We start from the raw sequence: 22195 nt of genomic DNA, 5'->3' as shown, positions 1-22195 counted from the left end.
ATATGAAAAATTGGATCTTATTTGTAATTACTGCGATTGTGGTTTTTCTATTGGGAATGTTAGCTTCTAGCGTAATTAACAGAAAGAGTGAAGCTAAATTTGCCTATGTTCCACAAGTCGAAATTTCCGAAAATGAACCTAGGAATGAAATTTGGGGGAAGAATTTCCCAAAGGAATATCAATCATATATTCAAACTTTAGATACTTCATTTGCTTCTTTTCAAGGTGGAAGTAAAACAATTGATATGTTAGAAGATGATCCAAGATTAGTAGTATTATGGGCTGGATATGCGTTTTCTAAAGATTATAACCAAGGTCGAGGACACTATTACGCTATAGACGATGTTAGAAATATTTTAAGAACAGGAGCTCCTACGGGTGAAGGCGACGGACCTATGCCAGCAACATGTTGGACGTGTAAAAGCCCAGATGTTCCAAGATTGATGAATGAAAAAGGAGTTACAGAATTCTATAGCGGAAAATGGGCTGATAAAGGTTCTGAAATTGTAAATCCTATTGGGTGTGCAGATTGTCATGATTCTAAAGATATGAGCCTTCAAGTTACTCGACCTGCTCTAGTAGAAGCCTTCGAGGAAATGGGTAAAGATATTACCAAAGCGACGCATAATGAAATGCGTTCTTTAGTATGTGCTCAATGTCATGTTGAATATTACTTCGATAAAAAATTACCAGGTAAAGAAGGTGTACCTTATTTAGTATTCCCTTGGAAAAACGGAATGTCGGCTGAAAATATGGAAGCATATTACGACGAGATTGAATTTAGCGATTGGACTCACGAATTAAGTAAAGCACCAATGTTAAAAGCACAACACCCGGGTTACGAAACGTATTTAACAGGTGTACATGCCGATAGAGGTGTATCTTGTGCCGATTGCCATATGCCTTATAAAACTGAAGGTGGACAAAAATTTACAGATCACCACATTCAATCCCCTTTAAATAATGTTGCTAATTCTTGTCAGGTATGTCACCGTCAAGAAGCAGATAAGTTAATTGAGAATGTGTATTCTAGGCAAGCAAAATCTACAGAATCGCGTTTAAAATTAGAAGATGCGTTAGTAAAAGCACATTTAGAAGCTAAAAAAGCTTGGGATTTAGGTGCTACAGAAGAGCAAATGCAACCTATATTAATGGATATTAGACATGCACAATGGCGTTGGGATTATGCTGCAGCTTCACACGGTGCTTCATTTCATGCGCCTGTAGAAATTGGACGAGTTATAGCTTCTGGTTTAAACGTTGCTGCAGATGCGCGAGTAAAATTAGCGCGATTACTTTCAACTCTTGGTTTTAATCAAGAAATGGATTACCCAGATATCTCTTCAAAAGAAAAAGCTCAAAAATATATTGGTATCGATTTAGAGCGATTAAAACAAGAGAAAGAAGTATTCAAAAAAGAGTTAATTCCAGTTTGGTTAGAACAAGCCAAAGAACGTGAGTCTAAAATGGATATTAAACAAGTGACAATGAACAACTAAAACATTTAACCATTAATTTTAGTAAACCTCATGACGATTATACATTTTCATGAGGTTTATTATATACACAAACGATGAACAAATTTTTACGATTCCTATTTTCCCCAGCAATAGCCTTAGTATTATTAGTCATTTTTGCAGTCGCAATGGCAACTGCAACTTTTGTAGAAAACGATTTCAGTACGCAAACCGCTAGAACATTAATTTATAATGCTTGGTGGTTCGAAATGGTTATGCTACTTCTTACGCTAAATTTTATTGCCAATATTTTTAAATATAAACTCTTTCGCAAAGGAAAAATCCCAGTATTAATGTTTCACCTTGCATTTGTAGTTATCGTTATTGGTGCTGCTATTACGCGATTTACAGCTTATGAAGGGATCATGAGAATAAGAGAAGGGGCAACGTCTAATACGATTGTATCCGATAGAAATTTTGTTCAACTGCATGCCAGTACAGATTCGATTAAAGCTCTAAATGCTAAAAAAGAGATTTACTTTTCTCCGTTAAAAGACAACAGCTTTTCACTCGATGAAACGTTTAATGGTCATGACATAGAAATTTCGTTTAAAGAATTTATTGCCGATGCTAGATTAGATTTAAAAGCTGTAGAAACTGGCGGAGATAATATTTTAGAAATTGTAGTATCTGAAGGTGAAGGTCGCGAAAATAGATTAATAAAATCTGGAGAGATTGCAAAAATAGGCATGCATGCCCACGAACTAACCTTTAATAATGAAGTCCCACAAGGATTAAATATTCGTGAGGGACAAAACGGACTAGAAATTAAAGCAGCACACGACATTAGCTTTTTTATAATGGCAGAACAAAATGCTGGAAATTTAGAAGCCAATACGTGGCACCCTATGACGATGCAAACGCTATACCGCATGGGGGACATGGCAGTTGTTCCTATGAAACATCATGAAAGTGCCAAGATGGGCTGGGTAACAGGTTCAGAAAAACCTAAAGACAATAAAGATAATATTGATGATATTGTGTTGCTAAATGCCACAGTAGATGGACAAACCGAAGAAATTGAATTATTATATCGTCATGGATTTTTACCTATTTCCGAAAGCAAAACGATTAATGGTGTAGACCTCACGTTGTCGTACGGAGCCACACCTATTCTTACGCCTTTTAGTATAAAATTAGACGATTTTGAATTGATTCGTTATCCAGGGTCAACAAGTCCGTCTTCATATTCCAGTGACATTACAGTATTGCACCCGGAAAAAAATGAAAGTTTCGCTTATAAAATATTTATGAATAATGTATTGGATTATGGTGGATATCGTTTCTTCCAGGCCTCTTACGATACAGACGAAAAAGGAACTGTTTTGGCCGTTAACCATGACCGAGCAGGAACAATTGTGACCTATATAGGATACTTTTTTATGAGCTTAGGAATGCTTTGGACCTTATTCGGAAAAGGCTCTCGTTTTACTTTAATTCAGAAGAAATTGAAAAAACTAAAACAACAAAAAGTAATTACTGCATTACTTTTGCTATTAACATTGCATACAGCTCAAGCCAATAACGTTGATAAAAAAGCTGATAGTTTAGCACAAACTCAAATTATAGATAAACACCATGCTTCATTATTTGGCCGCTTAATGGTTCAAGATTTAGACGGAAGAATAAAACCTATAAACTCATTAGCTTCCGAATTTTTAAGAAAAATATCACGTAAACCTTATTATAAATCTGAATCGGTGCGTTTAGATGCCAATCAGACCTTTTTAGCTTTACATTCTCATCCAGATGTTTGGTCGTTAATTCCATTAATTAAAATTGATCCGGAAAAAGGAGGGGAGATTTACAATAATTTAGAGCAAAGCTCAGATCATTTGGTGGCCTTTGCAGAATTTATAAAAAATGATGGTGAATATTTACTTGAAAAAGCAGTAGAAGAAGCCAATACCAAAAAGCCCGCAGAACGCAGTGAATTCGATAAGGAAATGCTAAAAGTAGACGAGCGTTTCAATATTTTATATAATGTCTTTGCGGGGAATTATTTAAAAATCTTTCCTTTAAAAGACGATGAAACAAAAACATGGTATAGTTATTCACACGATTTTTCGAACTTCTCGCAAGAAGATGCCGATTTCGCAAAAGCGATATTACCTATTTACTTTAGAGATATTGAAAACGCTAAATCGAGTGGCGACTGGGTGCCTGCAGAAAATGACTTGGCGTATATAAAAAAGTATCAAGAAGTTTTGGCTGCAGATATTATGCCGTCTAGTCAGCATATAGAAGCAGAGTTATGGTACAACGAACTAAATGCTTATTTCTGGTTGTTTCAGGCGTATTGGACCCTTGGTTTTGTGTTGTTAATAATCGCCTTGTATCGTATTTTTTCTAACAAAAAGAGCATTAATATTATATTTAACATCTTGGTTGCCATTACATTAATTGCCTTTATTATCCATACTGGAAACCTTATTTTACGGTGGTATGTTGCACAGCATGCACCTTGGAGTAATGGTTACGAAATGATAACTTTTGTAGCATGGTCCATCATGTTATTTGGAATTATATTTTATAGAAAATCAGACTTTGCTTTACCATTGTCCACATTATTTGCTGGAACCTTACTATTTGTAAGTTATTTAGATTGGTTAAGTCCGGAAATTACAAACCTTATGCCAGTACTAAAATCGTATTGGTTAAAAATTCATGTGGCAACTATTATTAGTAGTTACGCACCTTTAGCGTTATCGGCCTTGTTAGGATTAATGGCCATGTTACTTATGATTTTTAAAACTCAAAAGAATAAAGCACAAATAGATCTTAGAATTAAAGAACTAACATACATTAATGAATTATCGATGACAATTGGTTTGTTTGTATTATCCATAGGAACTTTTTTAGGAGGTGTTTGGGCAAACGAATCTTGGGGACGCTATTGGGCTTGGGACCCTAAAGAAACTTGGGCTTTAATAAGTATTATAATTTATGCTATCGTGTTACACTTACATTTCGTACCTAAATTAAATAACAGATATGTACTTAACATGGTAAGTGTCTTTGCTTTTTTCTCAATCATCATGACGTCTTTTGGAGTTAATTATTACCTGTCAGGTTTACACTCTTATGCAACAGGAGATCCTGTACCAATTCCAAAATTTGTGTATGTGTTAGTAGCCATTGTTTGTATTATAAGTGCTTTAGCGTATTACAAATATGACATAAATCGTAGGAAAGTAAAAAAATAGAAAAGAGTGGTTTCTTTATAATTTAATACATCTTATCATATTGATAATTAATCGCTTAATAAGATTAACGATTCTTATTTTTTTTTTAATTATTTGTCAATAGAATTATAAAAATATGAGATTTCAATAATTTCTAGAGAATCATGCATAAAAACCCTAGAAAAGGCCTTATTTTTGCATTCCTTTAAAACCTATTATAAATGTCAGTTACAGCTACAGATTTAGCAGAGAGAAACGCCGGAAAAGATTTATATAGTTATCAGCAAGGAGCCATAAACAAGATATTTCAATGTTTTGAAGAAGCTCCAGAAGATTACCATTTATTATATCAATTACCAACTGGAGGTGGAAAAACAGTAATATTTTCTGAAATTGTAAGGCAATATTTAAAGCATCATAATAAGAAAGTGCTTGTGATGACGCACCGTATCGAATTATGTAAACAAACCTCTGGGATGTTAACAGAATTTGGTGTTACCAATAAGGTTATTCACAGTAAAGCTAACTTAGATGATCAAGCAGATTACAGTTGTTTTGTAGCCATGGTTGAAACGTTGAATAACCGATTAAACGATGGTAAGTTAGATATCTCTGATGTGGGTTTAATTATTATTGATGAAGCGCATTACAACTCCTTCACCAAATTATTCAAATTCTTCGATAAATCTTTCATCTTGGGTGTTACAGCAACGCCTTTAAGTTCGAATATTAAATTACCCATGAATGATAACTACAACGAGCTAATCGTTGGAGAAACCATTCAATCTTTAATTGAAAATGAATTCTTAGCACGTGCCGAAGTGTATTCTTATAATGTAGGATTAACTTCATTAGTAGTGGGTGCAAACGGGGATTATACCGTAAAATCTTCGGAAGATTTATATACTAATAGCGACATGCTTGGTAAGTTAATTCAGGCTTACGAAGAGCGCTCTAAACATAAAAAGACCCTAATCTTTAACAACGGTATTAATACGTCTTTACACGTTTACGATACCTTTAAAGCTGCAGGTTATAATGTAGCACATTTGGATAATACAAACACCAAAAGTGAGCGTAAGAAAATATTAAAGTGGTTTAAAGAAACACCAGATGCAATTCTAACATCGGTTAGTATTTTAACTACAGGGTTCGATGAGCCTACTGTAGATTCTATTATCTTGAATCGTGCAACAAAATCATTAACGTTATACTACCAGATGATTGGTCGTGGTTCGCGTATATTAAAAAACAAGTCTAAATTTAATGTTATCGATTTAGGTAACAATTTCCACCGTTTCGGACCTTGGGGAGCAGATTTAGATTGGCAGAAAATATTTAGATCTCCTAATTTCTATTTAGATGGAATTATGAGTGACGACGAACTAGAAGAGAACTTTAGATACGAAATGCCAGACGAATTACGTGCTGAATTTAAGAAATCTAATTCTGTGTATTTCGATGTTAAAAAGACATATATCGATTCTATTCGTAAAGGAGAATCTTCTAAAGTGGTACTAGAACGTTCTATTCATCATCATTCTTATATCTGTATCGAGAACAGTGAAGATGTTTATGATGCCTTAGATCTTGCCAAGAAATTGGGAGACGATATCGACTATCGCATTCAGCGTTATACAAAATGTATCAGTAAGAGTACATTTAATTTTGTAGAGTGGTTGCGCGACGATTACCGCAAAAAATTAAGAGCACATATCCGTGAGAACTTCGATGATTTATATGAAGAAATTAACGGATACCCGCCAGAAGAATAGACTTCTCTTGCAACGTTATGTTGCTCGAGCGCAGTCGAAAGCGTTTTATACAATATCTCGATTTCCGTAGATACCGCTTCATAGTCAAACATAAAAAAACAATAAGCGTATTCAATTTTATTTGAATACGCTTTTCTTTTTGTAACAATAGGCGCTCGAGCGGCGTCGAGAGCTTTTTAATCTACATCTCGACGCCGCTCGATGAGATTTATGTTCAAGTATAAAGTACAAAAACCTTATACTAAATTTGTTTCAGTATCTCAGAAATACTAACATAATTTTACCTAAGGTATTCAATTTGCCATTCCCTAAACTACCTTCAAAGTAACGATACTAATTTATTTGAATATCATACACTTACAGGGCGCTCGAGCGGAGTCGAGAGCATTTTAACCTACATCTCGACGCGGCTCGAAGAGATTTATATTTAAGTATAAAGTACAAAAAATGTCATAGTGACCTAATTTTAGCATCACATAAGTAGCAACATAATTCTACTTAAAAGAATCAATTTAAGAGACTCTGAACTAAATTCAAAGTGATGATAATAATCAAAATGTATATAACTTACTTACAGGGTGCTCGAGCGGAGTCGAGAGCTTTTTAATCTACATTTCAACGTCGCTCGATCACCTTTATATTCAAGTATAAAACAAAAAAAAGCGTACTCAATTTTATATGAATACGCTATGCTTTTTTACGATATTGGAGTCGAATATTTTTTTACCTAAGACTCAGATTCCGTTTTAAACGTCCAAGCCAAAATTCTGCTTTTCTTGTTTCCTTGCTCCATAGAAATGGTTTTATAAGTCGCTTTTAATTTTTCTAATTGTTTTTTCAGTTTACTTAAGTTTTCCTGTTTAGAAACTAAAGTTGTAAACCAACCCACCTGATCTTTAAACGCGACACTTTGCTTAATCATACGTTTAATAAATAAAGCTTCGCCACCATTACACCATAATTCGTGTGCTTGTCCGCCAAAATTCAATTCTGCTGGACCGGATTTCTTAAGGTTTTTAAGTTTCTGTTTCGTTGCACGTGTCGCTTCTTCTTCAGATCCGAAGAATGGCGGATTACACATAGTAAACGTAAATTTTTCATCAGCTTTAATCACACCTTCAAAAATATTGGCAGGATTAGCTTGCAGACGAATATCTATCTTTTTAAGTAGGGCAGGTGTTAATCCCACATTATGTTTGGCACTTTCAACAGCACTTGCACTAGTATCGCAACCCACCATTTTCCAGTCGTAAATTTGTGCACCCAAAATAGGGTAGATGGTATTCGCACCCACGCCAATATCAAGACCTTTCACTTGTTCTGCTAGTTTCTCGACGTGTAATAAGTCATTTATATAATGAATATAATCTGCACGACCAGGAATGGGCGGACATAAATAACCTTTAGGTATTCTCCAATCTGTTAATCCGTAATCGGCAATTAAGATGGCTTTATTTAAATGAAAAACCGCATCACTTTTTTCGAAATGAATGGTTTTTTGTTTGGTTAACGGACTAGTAATTACAAACGAACCTAATTTAGGATACGCTTGAATTAAGGCATCAAAATCGTATGATTTTTTATGCTTGTTATTAGAGTGCATAGATATAATTTGTGGCAAAGATAAACTAAAAATTAGCAACACATCAGAAATCGAAATTTGTATTAGAACGCAGTTTAAATTAGTATACCTTTGCAATCTGAAATTTATATTATGGCATCATTTAAACATTTAGGCGTAGAACCCGAATTTATACAAGCTTTAAAAGAATTAGGGATTAAACATCCTTCTGAAATTCAAGAGAAAGCAATCTCTGTGTTATTAAAATCGAAAACAGATTTTATCGGATTAGCACAAACAGGTACTGGAAAAACGGCCGCTTTTGGTTTGCCTTTACTTCAAAATATAGATCCAAAATTAAATCATGTTCAGACTTTAGTTTTAGCACCTACACGAGAACTTGTACAACAAATTAAGAAGCAGTTATTTAAATTCACGAAATTTAGTGAAGCTAAAATCTTTGTTGAAGGGGTTTATGGTGGTGAAAAAATAGATATTCAGATTCAGAATTTAAAACGTACCACACATGTTATCGTTGCTACTCCTGGCCGTTTAAACGATTTATTAGATCGTAAAGTTATCGATCTTAGAAAAGTAAATACCGTGGTTTTAGACGAAGCAGACGAAATGTTAAGCATGGGATTTAAAGATGCACTAACCAAAATTTTAGACCATACACCAATGGCTAAAAATACATGGTTATTCTCAGCAACTATCCCGTCGGGAATACAACAAATTATAGATCAGTATATGTCGCCTAAGGCAGTGCGTGTGGTGATTAATAAGAATGAGTTGGTTAACGCTAACATTTCTCATACTTATATTACCACCACTATAGATCAGAAACAAAACGTTATTTTAAGTTTACTAGAAGCCAGACCAGACGATCGTGGTATTATTTTTTGTAGAACAAAAGCGGGGACGCAAGCCTTAACCGAATTTTTAAAGGAGGAAGGTTTTTCGGCTGAAGCTTTAGAAGGCGATATGCAACAACGTGATCGCGAAAAAGTAATGCGTGCCTTTAAGAAAGGAAATTTACAAGTATTAATTTCTACCGATGTATCGGCTAGGGGAATAGATGTAAACGATTTGGCGTTTGTATTACACCATCAGCTTCCTGAGCATATAGAATATTACACACACCGTAGCGGACGAACAGCACGTGCGGGAAAAACGGGACAGTCTATTGCTTTAATTTTAGGGAGTGAATTAAAACGCATTCACGAGATGAATAAAGAATTAGGTATTAAGTTTAAAGAGATTTCTATTTAATATTGACAGTATTCAATGGCGTTGAGAGCTTTTAACTCTACATCTCGACTCCGCTCGATGACCTTTTTAATGAAGTATAATAGAAAGCGTATTCAATTTAATTGGAATACGCTTTTTTATTGCAATTTTAAAGGGTGCTCGAGCGGCCTCGAGAGCCATAAAACTCCATCTCGACTCCGCTCGATGACCCTTGTAATGAAGTATGAACTTAAAATAATATTACTGAACTTGTTTTAGAATCTCACAAGTAACAAAATTATTCTTCTTGAGATATTAATTCTGCTAGTCTCTAAAATTAGTCGAATGTGCTTCTAACAATCAAATTTTATAGGGTGCTCGAGCGGAGTCGAGAGCTATACAAATTTCATAAAAACTGCATCTCGACTCCGCTCGATGACCCTTTGATGCAAATTTTATGACATATCCATCTCGACCACCCTAGCTACACATTATTCTTATTGTATTTTCATAAATTCAAAAAACAAAAGCCTCCAATCTATAATAGATTGGAGGCTTTTTAAATTCAATATAATCTGATAAACTAATCGTTTATTAAAGGCTTAATTACTTTTAAAAGGGTTTCGGCAACCAACTCAGACGATGCTGGGTTTTGTCCGGTAATTAAATTTCCATCTTGTAAAACATGTACAGCCCAATCGTCGCCTTTAGAGTAGATACCGCCATTTTCTTTTAGCATATCTTCCACTAAGAATGGCACCACGTCTGTTAATTGTACAGCTTCTTCTTCAGAGTTTGAAAATCCTGTTACTTTTTTCCCTTGTACTAAAGGTGTTCCATCTGCATTTTTTACACTTTTTAAAGCGGCAGGTGCATGACATACAAATCCGATAGGTTTTTGAGCGGCGTTAAAACTTTCAATTAATTTAATCGATGTTTCATCGTTGGCTAAATCCCAAAGTGGTCCGTGACCTCCTGGATAAAATACAGCTTCGAAATCGCTAGCTTTTACGGTAGATAACGGCACGGTATTGTTTATTTTATCTTGTGTCTCAAGATCTGTTTTGAACCGAATAGTTGCAGGTGTTTGCGCATCTTCCGTATCACTTGTTGGATCTATTGGCGCTTGTCCGCCTTTAGGAGTTGCGATAGTAATGGTAGCACCATTATCTAATAAGGCGTAATATGGACTTGCAAATTCTTCAATCCAGAAGCCTGTCTTTTTCCCTGTATTTCCTAATGTATCGTGTGATGTTAAAACAAATAATATGTTCATAATCTTTGGTTTTTAAAGTTAATAATTAACGAGAGATACCACTTAGTAAGCCATGCGTACTATGTTCTCTGCATCTTCCGGTTTTAAGCTTTGATGTTCTCCTAAACCTAACCAACCACGTTCCGTAAAACGTTGTGAAATGGTTTCGGCAGTACCTTCGTAATCTTCTGTGTATTTAGATAATTTGGTTTCAATCCCCATCTGATTGAAAAACGTTTCCGTTTTTTCGATCGCTTCGTAAGCTTTATCTTCTAAAGTTCCTTCGGTAACATTCCAAATGCGTTCTGCATATTGCGCTAATTTCTCTTTTTTAGTTTCGAAATTATATTGGTAATGACTTGGAGCGATAATCGCTAAAGTACGCGCATGGTCAATACCGTAAAGCGCTGTTAATTCGTGTCCGATAGCATGAACCGCCCAGTCTGTAGGCACTCCTTTCTGAATCAATCCGTTTAATGCCATTGTACAACTCCACATAAAGTTAGAAGTCGCATCATAATCAGACGGATCTTTTAATACACTTGGAGCCACTTCTAAAAGCGTTTGCATAATACCTTCGGCAAAACGATCTTGAAGTAAGGCACCAGCAGGGTAGGTCATGTACTGTTCTAAAACGTGAGTAAAGGCATCGGTAATTCCGTTTACCAATTGGCGACGCGGAATAGAGGTAATCACTTGTGGATCTAAAATAGAGAACTCAGGAAATAAGCCAGCGCCACCCATTGCTAATTTTTCTTTAGTTTCTTTATTGGTTATTACAGCACCAGAATTCATTTCAGAACCTGTAGCCGGTAAAGTTAATACCGTTCCAAAAGGCATACCTTTTAATGTTGGTTTTCCTCCGGTTAAAATCTCCCAAGGGTTTTCACCGTCGTATAAAGCAGCAGCAGATAAGAACTTTGTTCCGTCAATAACAGAACCACCACCTACAGCTAATAAATAGGTAATGTTTTCTTCTTTAATCACCTCCAGGGCTTTCAATAATACCGAATATTCTGGATTGGCAGGAATACCACCAAACTCTACATGTTCAACATCTTTTAAAGCGGTTTTTACCTGATCGTAAATACCATTCTTTTTAATACTTCCGCCACCATAAAGCACTAATACTTTGGCATCGGATGGAATTTCTTCGGTTAATTTAGCAATTGTATCTTTTCCGAAAATTATTTTTGTTGGATTCTTAAATTCAAAATTTTTCATCATCCTTAATTTTATATGTTTTTAATCCTATTTACTTTTTTTACTACAACTAGTCTTGTGAGGAGTATAATAGCAACTCACGTTAAAATAAATTCTCTAACGCTTTAAGAATATCACTTGGTTCTGCACGTGTTCTATAATCTACATCTACATAACTCCATTTTACCACACCTTCACGATTTAAAACAAACGTTGCAGGAATAGGTAACATCGTAGCATTACCCTTATTAATTTTTTCTAAATCTAAGCCACGATCTTCACGCATGTGTTCAGCTAAAAACTCAGGGACTTCCCAAGCCACTCCATATTGAAAAGCAACTTTTGCATCCTGATCGGATAACACGCCATAATGCATAGTGCTAATCTCTTCATCAGATAAACTTCCGTCTGGTACTTGCGGACTGATAGCAACTAAGTTTGCACCCAACTTACGAATGTCGCCTAAAATTTCCTGTAATGCTCTTATTTGTAAGTTGCAATACGGGCACCAATCACCACGATAAAAGGTAACTACCACAGGACCATTTTCTAATAAGTTATCTAACGAAACAGATTTTCCTCTAGCGTTAGGTAATTTAAATTTTGGTGCTGTTTCTCCAACTTTTATTGCATTTTCACCTTGTTCGAAAGCTTTAGCTTCTTCAATTGCAGCATCGACGCCTTTCATGAATTCAGGATTTTTTAATCGTCCTTCTGCTATTTTAGCGTCCGTTTGTTCTTTTAAGTTTTCCATTATATTGATTTATTTTGCTACAACTTATAGATGATCTTGCCAAACTTGGTTCTGTATTTTAACTCCTTAAAACACCAAACCAAGTTCAGGTGGACCATAATTAACACACAATTATTTTTTCAATAATTAAGCTTTAACAATCATTTTACCTTTATTCTTTCCGCTGAATAAATCAATGAATGCTTGTGGAGTATTTTCAAACCCTTCCACTATAGTTTCTTTATATTTCAATTCGCCTTTACTTACCCATTCCGAAAGTTGCTTAATAGCTTCAGGGAATTTATCTGCGTAATTAGAGACAATAAAACCTTGCATTAATGCACTGTTTTTTACTAAAAATGGTTGTACACTTACTCCTGTAGGAAGTTCTGTACTGTTATATACCGAAATCGCACCACAAATAATTAGTCGCGCAAAACGATTAATACTAAACAATGCACTGTCCGAAATCGATCCACCAACATTGTCAAAGTACACATCTACACCATCAGGACATGCTGTTTTAATGGCTTGCGTCATATCTTCGGTAGTTTTGTAGTTAATAACATCGTCAAAACCGAAATCTGTTTTCAATAATTCTACTTTTTCATCTGTTCCAGCGATACCGACAACACGAAGACCTAAAATCTTTCCTATTTGTCCTACAACACTTCCAACAGCACCTGCCGCACCAGACACTAATAAAGTTTCTCCTGCTTTAGGTTTTCCTATTTCATGTAATCCTAAAAATGCTGTTAATCCAGTCATTCCTAGCACTCCTAAATATGCACTAAGTGGTGCTTGTTCTTCACTTACTTTTGTAAGTCCTTCACCATTAGAAACTTGTTCTGTTTTCCACTCTAAAGATCCTGAAACGTAATCGCCTTCCTTAAATTTGTCGTTTTTAGAAGCCTTAACTTGCGCTACAACACCAGAAGAAATCGGTTCATTTAAATTAAATGGTGGTACATACGATTTAGCATCACTCATTCGACCTCTTAAATACGGGTCTACAGAGATGTATTTAGTCTCTAAAAGGATTTCTCCTTCAGATATTTGTAAATCTTTGTCTTCTTTTTGGAACTCAAAATCTGATAATTGAGGTGTTCCTTGTGGTCTATTTTTTAATAATATAGTCTGATTCATAATTTTTATATTTAGTCTAATGTGGTTATTAAATCTTCTGTACTTTTTCTTACTTTAACTTGGTTTGCTAACCAGTCGCTAGGTTCGTCTCTGTAACCAATTGGTAATAAAATGGCACTGCGTAACCCTTTTTCTCTTAATCCTAATATTTTATCTACCGCGTCTGGATCAAATCCTTCCATTGGCGTAGCATCTACACCTTCAAAAGCAGCTTGTGCAATGGCCATACCAAAAGCGATATACGCTTGTTTTGCAGCATGTATAAAATTCTCTTCGGCATCTTTTTGTGGGTAGGTACTTAATAACATTTGTCTGTAGTTTTCGAAACCTTCGTTTTCGTACCCACGAATTTCATTAGTTAAGTCGAACACTTCATTAATACGTTGTGCAGTATAGGTATCCCACGCTGCAAAAACTAGTAAATGAGAACAATCGGTAATAACAGATTGGTTCCAAGCTACAGGCTTAATTTGTTCTTTTAATTCTTTATTGGTGACTACAAAAATTTCAAAAGGTTGTAAACCACTAGATGTCGGAGCTAAACGTGCGGCTTCTAAAATGCGATCCATTTTATCTTTTGGCACGACGTTTCCATTCATTGCTTTGGTAGCATATCTCCAGTTTAATTTATCTAATAATTCCATAGTTGTAAATTTGTGATGTTATAATTATTTATTTTTTTATACTTGCCCAAGCCGCTTGGTAGGCATCGTCTAAATGTTTTTTAGTTATTTTAAAATCGCCCCGTTTGTGTGCATTTAATATAAAGGCTAACGGATAAATACTGTACGCATACAGTAAATGATGCGAGAATGGCTTAATAATATCCGCTTTAATACCGCGATCCCACAGGTCGAGTAGGGGCTTTAGGTTAGCCACACCTTCTTGTCTGCTGGCTTCATCTATCATAGGTGTGTTTTCACACTGCGATAAGAAAAACCCTTTTTCAATATCATTTAATTTGTATGTTGCCATACGTCTCCAAACCACTTCAAATCCAGATTCTACAGACAATTCTGTTTTATACGTGGCAAAAGCGAACTGCATATATTCAGATTTTACTTCTTTATATACCTGGTTGATTAAGTCTTGTTTATTTTCAAAATACAAGTAAATCGTAGCAGGCGACACGCTCGCCATTTTAGCAATTTTAGCCATAGGAGCAGCATGGAACCCCTGATTGTTCACCAACGAAATGGTGGCTTCTACGAGGGCCGCACGTTTAATTTCACTCTTTTTTAAAACTGGCATATATTTTAATTTAGAGTACAAAGGTATAAAAAAAGAATAAACATTCATTTTTTAGGTGCTTATTTAAGATGAGTTTAACGTAATTCTCTGTAGTAACCTTTTTAATATTTAAACAATACTATATATTTATAGATAAAAACATAACAAACCACACACATGAATAAAATAGTAACCTTCGGCGAAGTCTTAATGCGCCTATCTCCATTAGGAAATAAAAAAATGAAACAGACCAATTTATTAGAATATTACTTTGGTGGTACCGAGATAAATGTGGGGATTTCTTTAGCGAACTTCGGAAATAAGGTGAAGCATATATCTTGTATTTCAGACGATTTTATAGGGGAAACCGCTATAGGATATTTAAGACAATACAACGTAGATACCCGCGATATTTATAGAACACACCGCCCAATGGGGATGTATTTTCTAGAAGTTGGCGCTGTTATGCGTCCGAGTACCATTGCCTATAACCGTTCCAATTCGGCTTTTTCAGGAGTGACTCCAGATATGGTAAATTGGGAAAAAGCTTTAAACAAATGCAATTGGTTTCATTGGACGGGCATTACACCCGGATTATCGCAAGGGGCGTACGATACTTTAAAAGCGGGATTAATCGCGGCGAAAGCAAAGGGGATCACTGTGTCTTCAGATCCGACATACCGCAGTGGCTTATGGAAATATGGTGTAAATGCCCAAGACGCCATTCAGGATTTAATGCAATATGTCAATATTTTTAATGGCGGTATAGACGAAATTAACGGGATTCTAGGAACCAATTATGGTTACGATAACGAAGATTTTATTACAGCCAGTAAAGAGCTTATAGAAAAGTATCCAAATATTGAAAAGGTATTCGATAAGATTCGGATCTCTATAAACGCATCATGGCAGAAAATTAAAGGCCGTATGTGGAACGGAATAGAATTTAAAGAAACAGACGCCATAGAAATCACGCATATTGTAGACCGTATTGGAACTGGCGATGCATTTGCTGCAGGATTAATTTACGGACTTTTAAACTTCGACGATTATAAAGCTATGGAATTTGCCAGCGCAGCCTGTGCATTAAAACATACATTTCCTGGCGATATCAATTATGCCACAGTAAAAGATGTAGAACATTTATTATCTGGAAATACTGGCGGCCGTGTTAATCGCTAAAACAAAAAGGGTACGAGCGTACTCTTAATTTTCTATTTTACATAATATAAATTATAGAACACATTATAACAATTAACGAAATAGCGCTATTTCGCGATTTTTGACATCATTGCAGATATAACGACATCTAAGTGTTTTATAGCGATAGCGATTATGTACAAGTGAATTGTGGGTTCTTTTTCTAGAAGTTAGTTAAACGATTACAACGCGATAGTTTGTACTTGCGTATAAATCGCGTATTTGGTAAAATGTACGGGGAATTTTGTTTTATGTGATTCTGGTGGATTGTAATACTTGTAGTAGATGATATATTAGACAGTCAAAGCCCAGTTTGTTCTATTAATGTTCGAGCTCAGTCATAAGCATAAAATGATTTGCTTAACAGCACAAATTATAATGGCAATCAAATATTTGAGTTTATAATATTAAAAAGGAAGTTCATCTATATCCTTGTCATCAAAAAAATCATCATATTCATCAACATTAAACAACTTTCTTTTATTGTTTATTTGTAGGAATTCATTAAAAATTATTTCATCTAAAGATATATTCAAATTGTCATACTTATAATCGTTAAAATATTCATCTGAGTTTTCAACTATCTCATATGTAGGAAATATTTGATTCTCGTTAGAATTATAATCAATTGAATTTCTATTATAATTAAAATTAATGATTTCAGTTAAATTTAAAGTTGCTTTATTGTTCCACATTTCCGATTTAAAAATATCCGTACTAATTACAAATGAATCGTTAATTTCGCATTGGATAATTTTTCTATACTGTTCTAGTTTATTAAAAATATCTAAATGATAGTCTTGTTCAGTATTTATTGTATTTAGGAAATTATACTGGTCATCCACTTCTTGTTTGAATAACTTCTTTACATAATTAAATAATGTAATTTTATATTCGGAAATTTTACTCTTCAAGTTAATTTTAAAATGTATTGTAAATAATTGCAAAACATCTAGGAATTCAACTAATGTTTCTTCATTCATTAATGTATAAAAGAAAAAATCGGGAGAAAAACTAGTTATGACGTTATTAAAATCTGAATTACTTTTTACATTATATAAAAATTTTTTTGAATAGAAATTAGTATTATGATTACCCTCTAAAAACGGCCATTTTTTAATCTTCATTAAAGAAACTATTGTAGATTCAGTTTTATTAATGCCATTAAAATAGTAATCAAAAATAGATATTAAATAAAGGTTATTAAGACTATTATATTCTAAGGCAAGCTTATTACTTTTTTTAGTAAAATGCTTTACTAAAATTTCACTAATATCTGTTTTAATAGAAACAAATGGTTCGTAGAAAAAATACCACTGGCTTATGAATTTTGAACCTAATAATATTCTTTCTATTTCTTGTTGATCTTTAGTAATATAATATTTAAGAAAATCTTCGATAGATGGATTTATGAAACCAACTACGGTTAATTTTTCTTCAACCTCAAAATTATTAAAAACATATCGTTCATTTATAACGATAAATCCATTATTCAATCTTCGTAAACTATCTTTAAATGAATTTAGAGGTTTGGTATAATTACTGTATTTTACTTCATAATTTAATCTACTATTATATGCTTTTTCTAAATCCTCTTGTGTTACTTCACTTTTAAGAGAATAAAGGGTATTTAATAAAAAACGTTCATAAATATTTATTTGAAATGAGTAAGCATGACTCCATATTTCTTTCGGATTTTCTAAATTGCTTAAAATGAACAGTTCATATTCCTTTGCATTTAAACCCTGGATTCTTTCTCCTGTAAAAAATTCAATAATTCTAGGAGTAAAGTTATCATGTTTACATATTTTAGAAGCCAATTTTTGTATTACATCATTTTGTTCAAAATTAAGATTAGATTCTAAGATATGATTATGAAGCATTCTTCTTTTAACACCATAAGAATATGACTTCAACTCAATTTTTGCTTCTGATCGTAAAGGGTTAAAATTCCTAAATCTTTCTGACTCATCTAAAAACGAGGTTAATATAAATATTCTAGTATTTAAAATTAAGAATTTATTATCCAAATTCTCAATTCTACTAATGATTCGTATTAAAGCATTTTCAGCAGATTTTGATTTTTGAATTTCAGCTTGAGTATGTCCTAAAAAATCATCAAAATAAAATACTTGCTTTGAATCATCATCTAATAAATTAACTTCAATTTCTTTTATATCATCATAAATAATATTGAGTTGGTAATCATCTTTGATATAATCATAAATAATCATATCGGAAAGAGTACTTTTACCAACGCCAGGATCACCTGTTATGATAATAAACTTGTTCTTATTTAAAACGTACTTTGCTCTACGAAAACTTGTAGTTTCTACAAATAATCGAAATCTTCTTTTTAGAACCTTATCTGTAAATTCTTTTTGTCTCCCCTCAAATTTATAATTAAATATCTTTTTTAATACAATAGAACTAGAAAACCATAATTTATAATGATTTTCTTCTATTTTTTTATTTTCTCTTAGTAATAGATTTAAATCTGAGCACCCGAAGATATCTGATATTGATTCGATATATGGAGAAAAAACTTTTTTGATTTCAAGTTTATTATCTGGACTTAATTCTTGAGAAGTAACAACAATATATCGATTAGGATTTAATTTAAATACTTTATCTTTTTCTTTGTTTTTTAAATCAGATATTAATTTTGAGAAAGTCGATTTTACATAATGTTTAACTTGACCAACGACCTCTAAGTTGTTGGAAGATGTCGACAATAATAAATCTATCCCTTGATCTTTTCCAGGCCTAAAAGTCCTAAAAGATCCTCCTAAATTACTATTCTTATAATTAGCATTAACAAGATCACAAGCCAATTCCTCAAAATCTAATGGGCTTAATGTTGAAAAATCATAATTGGACATATTTACAAATATGGAGATTTTTAAATATAGTAAAAATGATATAATTTATTTGAAGAGAATCGTAAAAATTCAAATATTAATCAAATTTATATTCATTTTACAAGCATTCTACTTCCCTCCCACGTCACTTCATAAAAAGTGTTTCTTCCAAAACATTCCAAGCTAATAAACACGTATTACCTTTCCTGTAACTAAAGATTTAAATAAAAAACTAAACACAACCTCCTCCTACTCCCCTCCTACATTCCTTCGAGGATTCTCCCTAAAATGCCATATTTTACGACGGATTCCCGAAGCATCCCCGAAGCACATTCGAAATAAGTCACTAACAATCAATTGTTTTACCTGCTTAAAAATTTATATTCCCTATACTTCTAGTTATATTTTTTCTTATATTAGTGATGTGTAATGCATTAAAAACCAGAGATATGGCAACATTAAATCAAGGGATTTTGGGTGGCTTTTCAGGGAAAGTTGGTCCTGTAGTGGGTAGCAATTGGCGGGGTAAAAATGTACTGCGGTCGGCACCCACTAAATCTACTAAACCCATAAGTCCAGCCCAACAACGACAACGCGATAAGTTTAAATGTGTATTACAATTTTTAACGCCCATAAAAGGAATACTTACAGAAAACTTTGGTGTTGCTGTGGGCAGTAAATCGCCTTTTAATCAGGCCATGTCTTACCATATGAGAGAGGCGGTACAACAAACACCTACAGGATTTTTCATGGACTATAATAAGGTGCTGGTGGGTATGGGGGGGTTATGCGGCATAGAACAGCCAGTAGTGCAAACCGCTCCAGCACATAAGTTGACTATCACCTGGCAGGATAACAGTAGCCAGGGATTAGCCTACCCAACCGATGCTTTTTTAGCAGTAGCCTACGCGCCTGCTTTGCATCGTTTCGCATATTTTGAGGCGCAGAGCCTGCGCGAAAGCGGACGGGATGTGCTTGATTTTGAAGCGGATTTTTATGGCGAAAGCGTATATCTATGGGCAACGTTTAGGAATACGCACTTAGGTCTTACGGCAACTAGTAGATATTTGGGAGATTATGTGGTGTGATGGGTTTTTATTGTTCTCGAGGCCGCCTCGAACTCCCTGAAGCTTAAATTATGATTTTAATGGTCTTCGAGTAGTTTGTACTGAGCGCAATTGAAGTAGAGTCGAGAAGTATAGTGAGATGCTGACGAAGCTAGCAAACGAAGTTTGACGAGAAGCATGTATTATTTTTAAAAACTAAGAAACACTAAAGTATCATAACAACATTTTTTAGTTCTCGACTCCGCTCGAACACCATTGAAGACCTAAGATATGATTTGAACGGTCTTCGAGCGGAGTCGAGAAGCTAGTATTATCTTTAAAATCTAGAAAGCAATTAGAAATATCAATTCATCATATAAAACTAATACATAGAGCTTTATAATACAATCATTGTTCTCGACTCCACTCGAACGCCCTGAAGCTTAAATTATGATTTTAATGGTCTTAGAGTAGCTTGTATTGAGTGCTGTTGAAGTAGTGTCGAGAAGCTTTCACTATATAAAAACGTAAAAGCATTAAAGCATTAACATAAATACCAATAAAAAAAATGAAGTAATATAACAAAATAATTGTTCTCGACTCCGCTCGAACACCATGGAAAATATGTTATGATTTGAACGGTCTATGAGTAGGCTAGGCTGAGCGAAATCGAAGTAAAGCCTAGAAGCAAATAAACTATCTAAACAAATATGCCAGGATATCTATACATCTTACAATGTTCCGATGGAACTTACTATACAGGAAGTACTAGAAATTTAGAAAAAAGACTGTCTGAACATCAATCTGGAAAGGGATCATATTATACCAAAGCTAGATTACCTGTTATTTTAGTGTTTCAAGAACATTTTTTAAATATTGCAGATGCCTTTCATTATGAGCAGAAGATAAAAAAATGGTCTCATACTAAGAAAAAAGCTATGATTGATAATAATTGGGAATTGATACCTAAACTTTCGGAATGTAAGAATGATACGCATTGTAGAAATAAAAAGTGAAGTTAAAAGGTTCTCAACTCCGCTCGAACACCATGAAAAACTCAACACATGAATTAATCGGTCTTCGAGCGTAGTCGAGAATATACTAGGTTATTTATTTTCGCAATACCTGATTCACAAAGGCTTTCGTCATAAAGTCTACATAGTATTTTACACGCCGTATGGCATCATTTAAATCTTCAGCATGATTAGTAATCGCATCCGAATACGTAATGCCTAAGTCTTGCAAGTTATGTTGTTCCAAATCGATATGTCCACAAAACGCAGCGACGATTATATGCTGTTTTTTAGCCGATGTTAAAACACCTTGTAATGTTTTTCCAGAAAGCGTTTGTGTATCTAAATGTCCTTCACCCGTGATGATCCAATCGGCATCTTGTATCAGAGTATCAAACTGAGCGATGTCTTTAATCAGTTGGATGCCGGGTACTAATGTTCCCTTTAAAAAAGCGACTGCTCCAGCTCCTAGTCCGCCAGCCGCACCAGCCCCTTTTATTTCTTGTACATTCAAATTAAAGTGTCGATTTAATACGGTGGAAAACCGTTGCAATCCCTGGTCGAGATGCCGTATATCTGCAGCGCTTGCCCCTTTTTGCTTAGCATATACATGGGCAGCGCCTTCCGGTCCGTATAACGGATTGGTAACATCGCAAGCGATTTTAAAGGAGATGTGTTTTAATCTGGAATCGACTAAAGTATCGTCTATGGTTGTTATATCCGTTAGGGATTTACCAATGGGTTTAAGCTCGCGGTTATGTTGGTCTAAGAACCGATACCCTAAAGCTGTAGCCATCCCGATACCACAATCGTTTGTCGCACTGCCTCCAATCCCTAAAATAATATGTTGCGCGCCTTGGTCTATAGCATGAAGTATAAGTTGTCCGGTTCCAAAAGTGGTGGTCTCCATGCAATGCTGTTCTTCTGTGGCTAAACACTTTAACCCAGAGGCTTCGGCCATTTCAATATAAGCGGTTTTAGACGATTCGGCATACAGATAATGGGCTGAAATGGGGTTCCCTATAGGGTTACTGACTTCAACACATATGATTTCACCATTTAAATAATAATTCATCACATCTATAGTCCCGTCACCACCATCGGCTAAAGGCGCCTTAATGACTTCGACCTGTTCTATGGATTCTAAAATGGATGCTACACCATCGCAAAATTCGAATCCGGTAAGCGAGCCCTTAAATTTATCTGGTGCTAAAACAATTTTCATAAGGCGTATTAAAAA

Annotated in this window: 16 protein-coding genes; 7 read left to right on the top strand and 9 right to left on the bottom strand. The window is 34.5% G+C overall.

Annotated elements, in window-relative coordinates; translation table 11 throughout:
- Positions 1-2: 2 nt before the first annotated feature.
- From nrfA to AC0UBM_RS03730, 3 genes are all read left to right on the top strand, one after another.
- Positions 3-1499, top strand: coding sequence for an ammonia-forming cytochrome c nitrite reductase (nrfA, locus tag AC0UBM_RS03740; RefSeq protein WP_475687696.1), 1497 nt, complete (start codon positions 3-5; stop codon positions 1497-1499).
- Between the two features lie 74 nt (positions 1500-1573).
- On the top strand, positions 1574-4723 hold the full coding sequence (locus tag AC0UBM_RS03735) for a cytochrome c biogenesis protein (protein ID WP_475687695.1): 3150 nt from the start codon (positions 1574-1576) through the stop codon (positions 4721-4723).
- A gap of 200 nt (positions 4724-4923) precedes the next feature.
- Positions 4924-6477 carry a DEAD/DEAH box helicase gene (locus AC0UBM_RS03730; protein ID WP_414034470.1) on the top strand — a complete coding sequence of 518 codons (1554 nt, stop codon included), beginning with the start codon at positions 4924-4926 and terminating at the stop codon, positions 6475-6477.
- A 727-nt stretch (positions 6478-7204) separates the two neighbouring features.
- Here the strand turns inward: AC0UBM_RS03730 and rlmF are convergent.
- Positions 7205-8080, bottom strand: a complete 876-nt coding sequence (rlmF, locus tag AC0UBM_RS03725) for a 23S rRNA (adenine(1618)-N(6))-methyltransferase RlmF (RefSeq protein WP_475687694.1) — start codon at positions 8078-8080, stop codon at positions 7205-7207.
- A 111-nt stretch (positions 8081-8191) separates the two neighbouring features.
- On the opposite strand from rlmF, the gene AC0UBM_RS03720 reads away from it, so the two are divergent.
- Positions 8192-9310 (top strand): DEAD/DEAH box helicase, encoded by a 1119-nt coding sequence (locus AC0UBM_RS03720; protein ID WP_475687693.1) that lies wholly within the window; start codon positions 8192-8194, stop codon positions 9308-9310.
- A 541-nt stretch (positions 9311-9851) separates the two neighbouring features.
- Here AC0UBM_RS03720 and AC0UBM_RS03715 read toward each other — a convergent pair.
- The 6 genes from AC0UBM_RS03715 to AC0UBM_RS03690 form a co-directional block, all read right to left on the bottom strand.
- Positions 9852-10544 carry a type 1 glutamine amidotransferase domain-containing protein gene (locus AC0UBM_RS03715; protein WP_414034473.1) on the bottom strand — a complete coding sequence of 231 codons (693 nt, stop codon included), beginning with the start codon at positions 10542-10544 and terminating at the stop codon, positions 9852-9854.
- 42 nt (positions 10545-10586) lie between these two features.
- A complete protein-coding gene (locus tag AC0UBM_RS03710; protein WP_475687902.1) occupies positions 10587-11747 on the bottom strand; it encodes an iron-containing alcohol dehydrogenase in 1161 nt (386 codons plus the stop codon).
- A gap of 82 nt (positions 11748-11829) precedes the next feature.
- On the bottom strand, positions 11830-12480 hold the full coding sequence (locus tag AC0UBM_RS03705; protein ID WP_475687692.1) for a peroxiredoxin-like family protein: 651 nt from the start codon (positions 12478-12480) through the stop codon (positions 11830-11832).
- A 126-nt stretch (positions 12481-12606) separates the two neighbouring features.
- Positions 12607-13605 (bottom strand): NADP-dependent oxidoreductase, encoded by a 999-nt coding sequence (locus tag AC0UBM_RS03700; protein WP_434036001.1) that lies wholly within the window; start codon positions 13603-13605, stop codon positions 12607-12609.
- Between the two features lie 11 nt (positions 13606-13616).
- Positions 13617-14249 carry an NAD(P)H-dependent oxidoreductase gene (locus tag AC0UBM_RS03695; RefSeq protein ID WP_414034476.1) on the bottom strand — a complete coding sequence of 211 codons (633 nt, stop codon included), beginning with the start codon at positions 14247-14249 and terminating at the stop codon, positions 13617-13619.
- Positions 14250-14277: 28 nt separating this feature from the next.
- A complete protein-coding gene (locus AC0UBM_RS03690; protein ID WP_414034477.1) occupies positions 14278-14856 on the bottom strand; it encodes a TetR/AcrR family transcriptional regulator in 579 nt (192 codons plus the stop codon).
- 156 nt (positions 14857-15012) lie between these two features.
- On the opposite strand from AC0UBM_RS03690, the gene AC0UBM_RS03685 reads away from it, so the two are divergent.
- Positions 15013-16017 carry a sugar kinase gene (locus AC0UBM_RS03685; protein ID WP_475687691.1) on the top strand — a complete coding sequence of 335 codons (1005 nt, stop codon included), beginning with the start codon at positions 15013-15015 and terminating at the stop codon, positions 16015-16017.
- Positions 16018-16442: 425 nt separating this feature from the next.
- Here the strand turns inward: AC0UBM_RS03685 and AC0UBM_RS03680 are convergent, their stop codons facing one another.
- Complete coding sequence (locus AC0UBM_RS03680; RefSeq protein ID WP_475687690.1) at positions 16443-18917, bottom strand: nSTAND3 domain-containing NTPase; 2475 nt, start codon at positions 18915-18917, stop codon at positions 16443-16445.
- 428 nt (positions 18918-19345) lie between these two features.
- Between AC0UBM_RS03680 and AC0UBM_RS03675 the strand changes: the two genes are divergently transcribed.
- Both AC0UBM_RS03675 and AC0UBM_RS03670 read left to right on the top strand, forming a co-directional pair.
- Positions 19346-19984: a DUF6266 family protein gene (locus tag AC0UBM_RS03675; protein WP_475687689.1), complete on the top strand. Its 639-nt coding sequence runs from the start codon at positions 19346-19348 to the stop codon at positions 19982-19984.
- 668 nt (positions 19985-20652) lie between these two features.
- The gene (locus AC0UBM_RS03670) at positions 20653-20958 is read left to right on the top strand and encodes a GIY-YIG nuclease family protein (RefSeq protein WP_475687688.1); all 306 of its coding nucleotides are present in this window, start codon (positions 20653-20655) and stop codon (positions 20956-20958) included.
- Between the two features lie 94 nt (positions 20959-21052).
- Here the strand turns inward: AC0UBM_RS03670 and AC0UBM_RS03665 are convergent, their stop codons facing one another.
- Positions 21053-22180, bottom strand: coding sequence for a glycerate kinase (locus AC0UBM_RS03665; RefSeq protein ID WP_475687687.1), 1128 nt, complete (start codon positions 22178-22180; stop codon positions 21053-21055).
- Between the last annotated feature and the right edge of the window lie 15 nt (positions 22181-22195).

This window comes from Formosa sp. F44 (genome assembly GCF_056238645.1).
This window is presented reverse-complemented; position numbering and strand designations above follow the sequence as displayed.

Bases quoted from the DNA above. Each gene is read 5' to 3' on its own strand.
- AC0UBM_RS03720 (WP_475687693.1), top strand. From the start codon at position 8,192: ATGGCATCATTTAAACATTTAGGCGTAGAACCCGAATTTATACAAGCT.
- AC0UBM_RS03700 (WP_434036001.1), bottom strand. From the start codon at position 13,605: ATGAATCAGACTATATTATTAAAAAATAGACCACAAGGAACACCTCAA.
- AC0UBM_RS03665 (WP_475687687.1), bottom strand. From the start codon at position 22,180: ATGAAAATTGTTTTAGCACCAGATAAATTTAAGGGCTCGCTTACCGGA.
- AC0UBM_RS03715 (WP_414034473.1), bottom strand. From the start codon at position 10,544: ATGAACATATTATTTGTTTTAACATCACACGATACATTAGGAAATACA.
- AC0UBM_RS03690 (WP_414034477.1), bottom strand. From the start codon at position 14,856: ATGCCAGTTTTAAAAAAGAGTGAAATTAAACGTGCGGCCCTCGTAGAA.
- AC0UBM_RS03705 (WP_475687692.1), bottom strand. From the start codon at position 12,480: ATGGAAAACTTAAAAGAACAAACGGACGCTAAAATAGCAGAAGGACGA.
- AC0UBM_RS03710 (WP_475687902.1), bottom strand. From the start codon at position 11,747: ATGAAAAATTTTGAATTTAAGAATCCAACAAAAATAATTTTCGGAAAA.
- AC0UBM_RS03670 (WP_475687688.1), top strand. From the start codon at position 20,653: ATGCCAGGATATCTATACATCTTACAATGTTCCGATGGAACTTACTAT.
- nrfA (WP_475687696.1), top strand. From the start codon at position 3: ATGAAAAATTGGATCTTATTTGTAATTACTGCGATTGTGGTTTTTCTA.
- AC0UBM_RS03695 (WP_414034476.1), bottom strand. From the start codon at position 14,249: ATGGAATTATTAGATAAATTAAACTGGAGATATGCTACCAAAGCAATG.
- AC0UBM_RS03675 (WP_475687689.1), top strand. From the start codon at position 19,346: ATGGCAACATTAAATCAAGGGATTTTGGGTGGCTTTTCAGGGAAAGTT.
- AC0UBM_RS03730 (WP_414034470.1), top strand. From the start codon at position 4,924: ATGTCAGTTACAGCTACAGATTTAGCAGAGAGAAACGCCGGAAAAGAT.
- AC0UBM_RS03685 (WP_475687691.1), top strand. From the start codon at position 15,013: ATGAATAAAATAGTAACCTTCGGCGAAGTCTTAATGCGCCTATCTCCA.
- AC0UBM_RS03680 (WP_475687690.1), bottom strand. From the start codon at position 18,917: ATGTCCAATTATGATTTTTCAACATTAAGCCCATTAGATTTTGAGGAA.
- AC0UBM_RS03735 (WP_475687695.1), top strand. From the start codon at position 1,574: ATGAACAAATTTTTACGATTCCTATTTTCCCCAGCAATAGCCTTAGTA.
- rlmF (WP_475687694.1), bottom strand. From the start codon at position 8,080: ATGCACTCTAATAACAAGCATAAAAAATCATACGATTTTGATGCCTTA.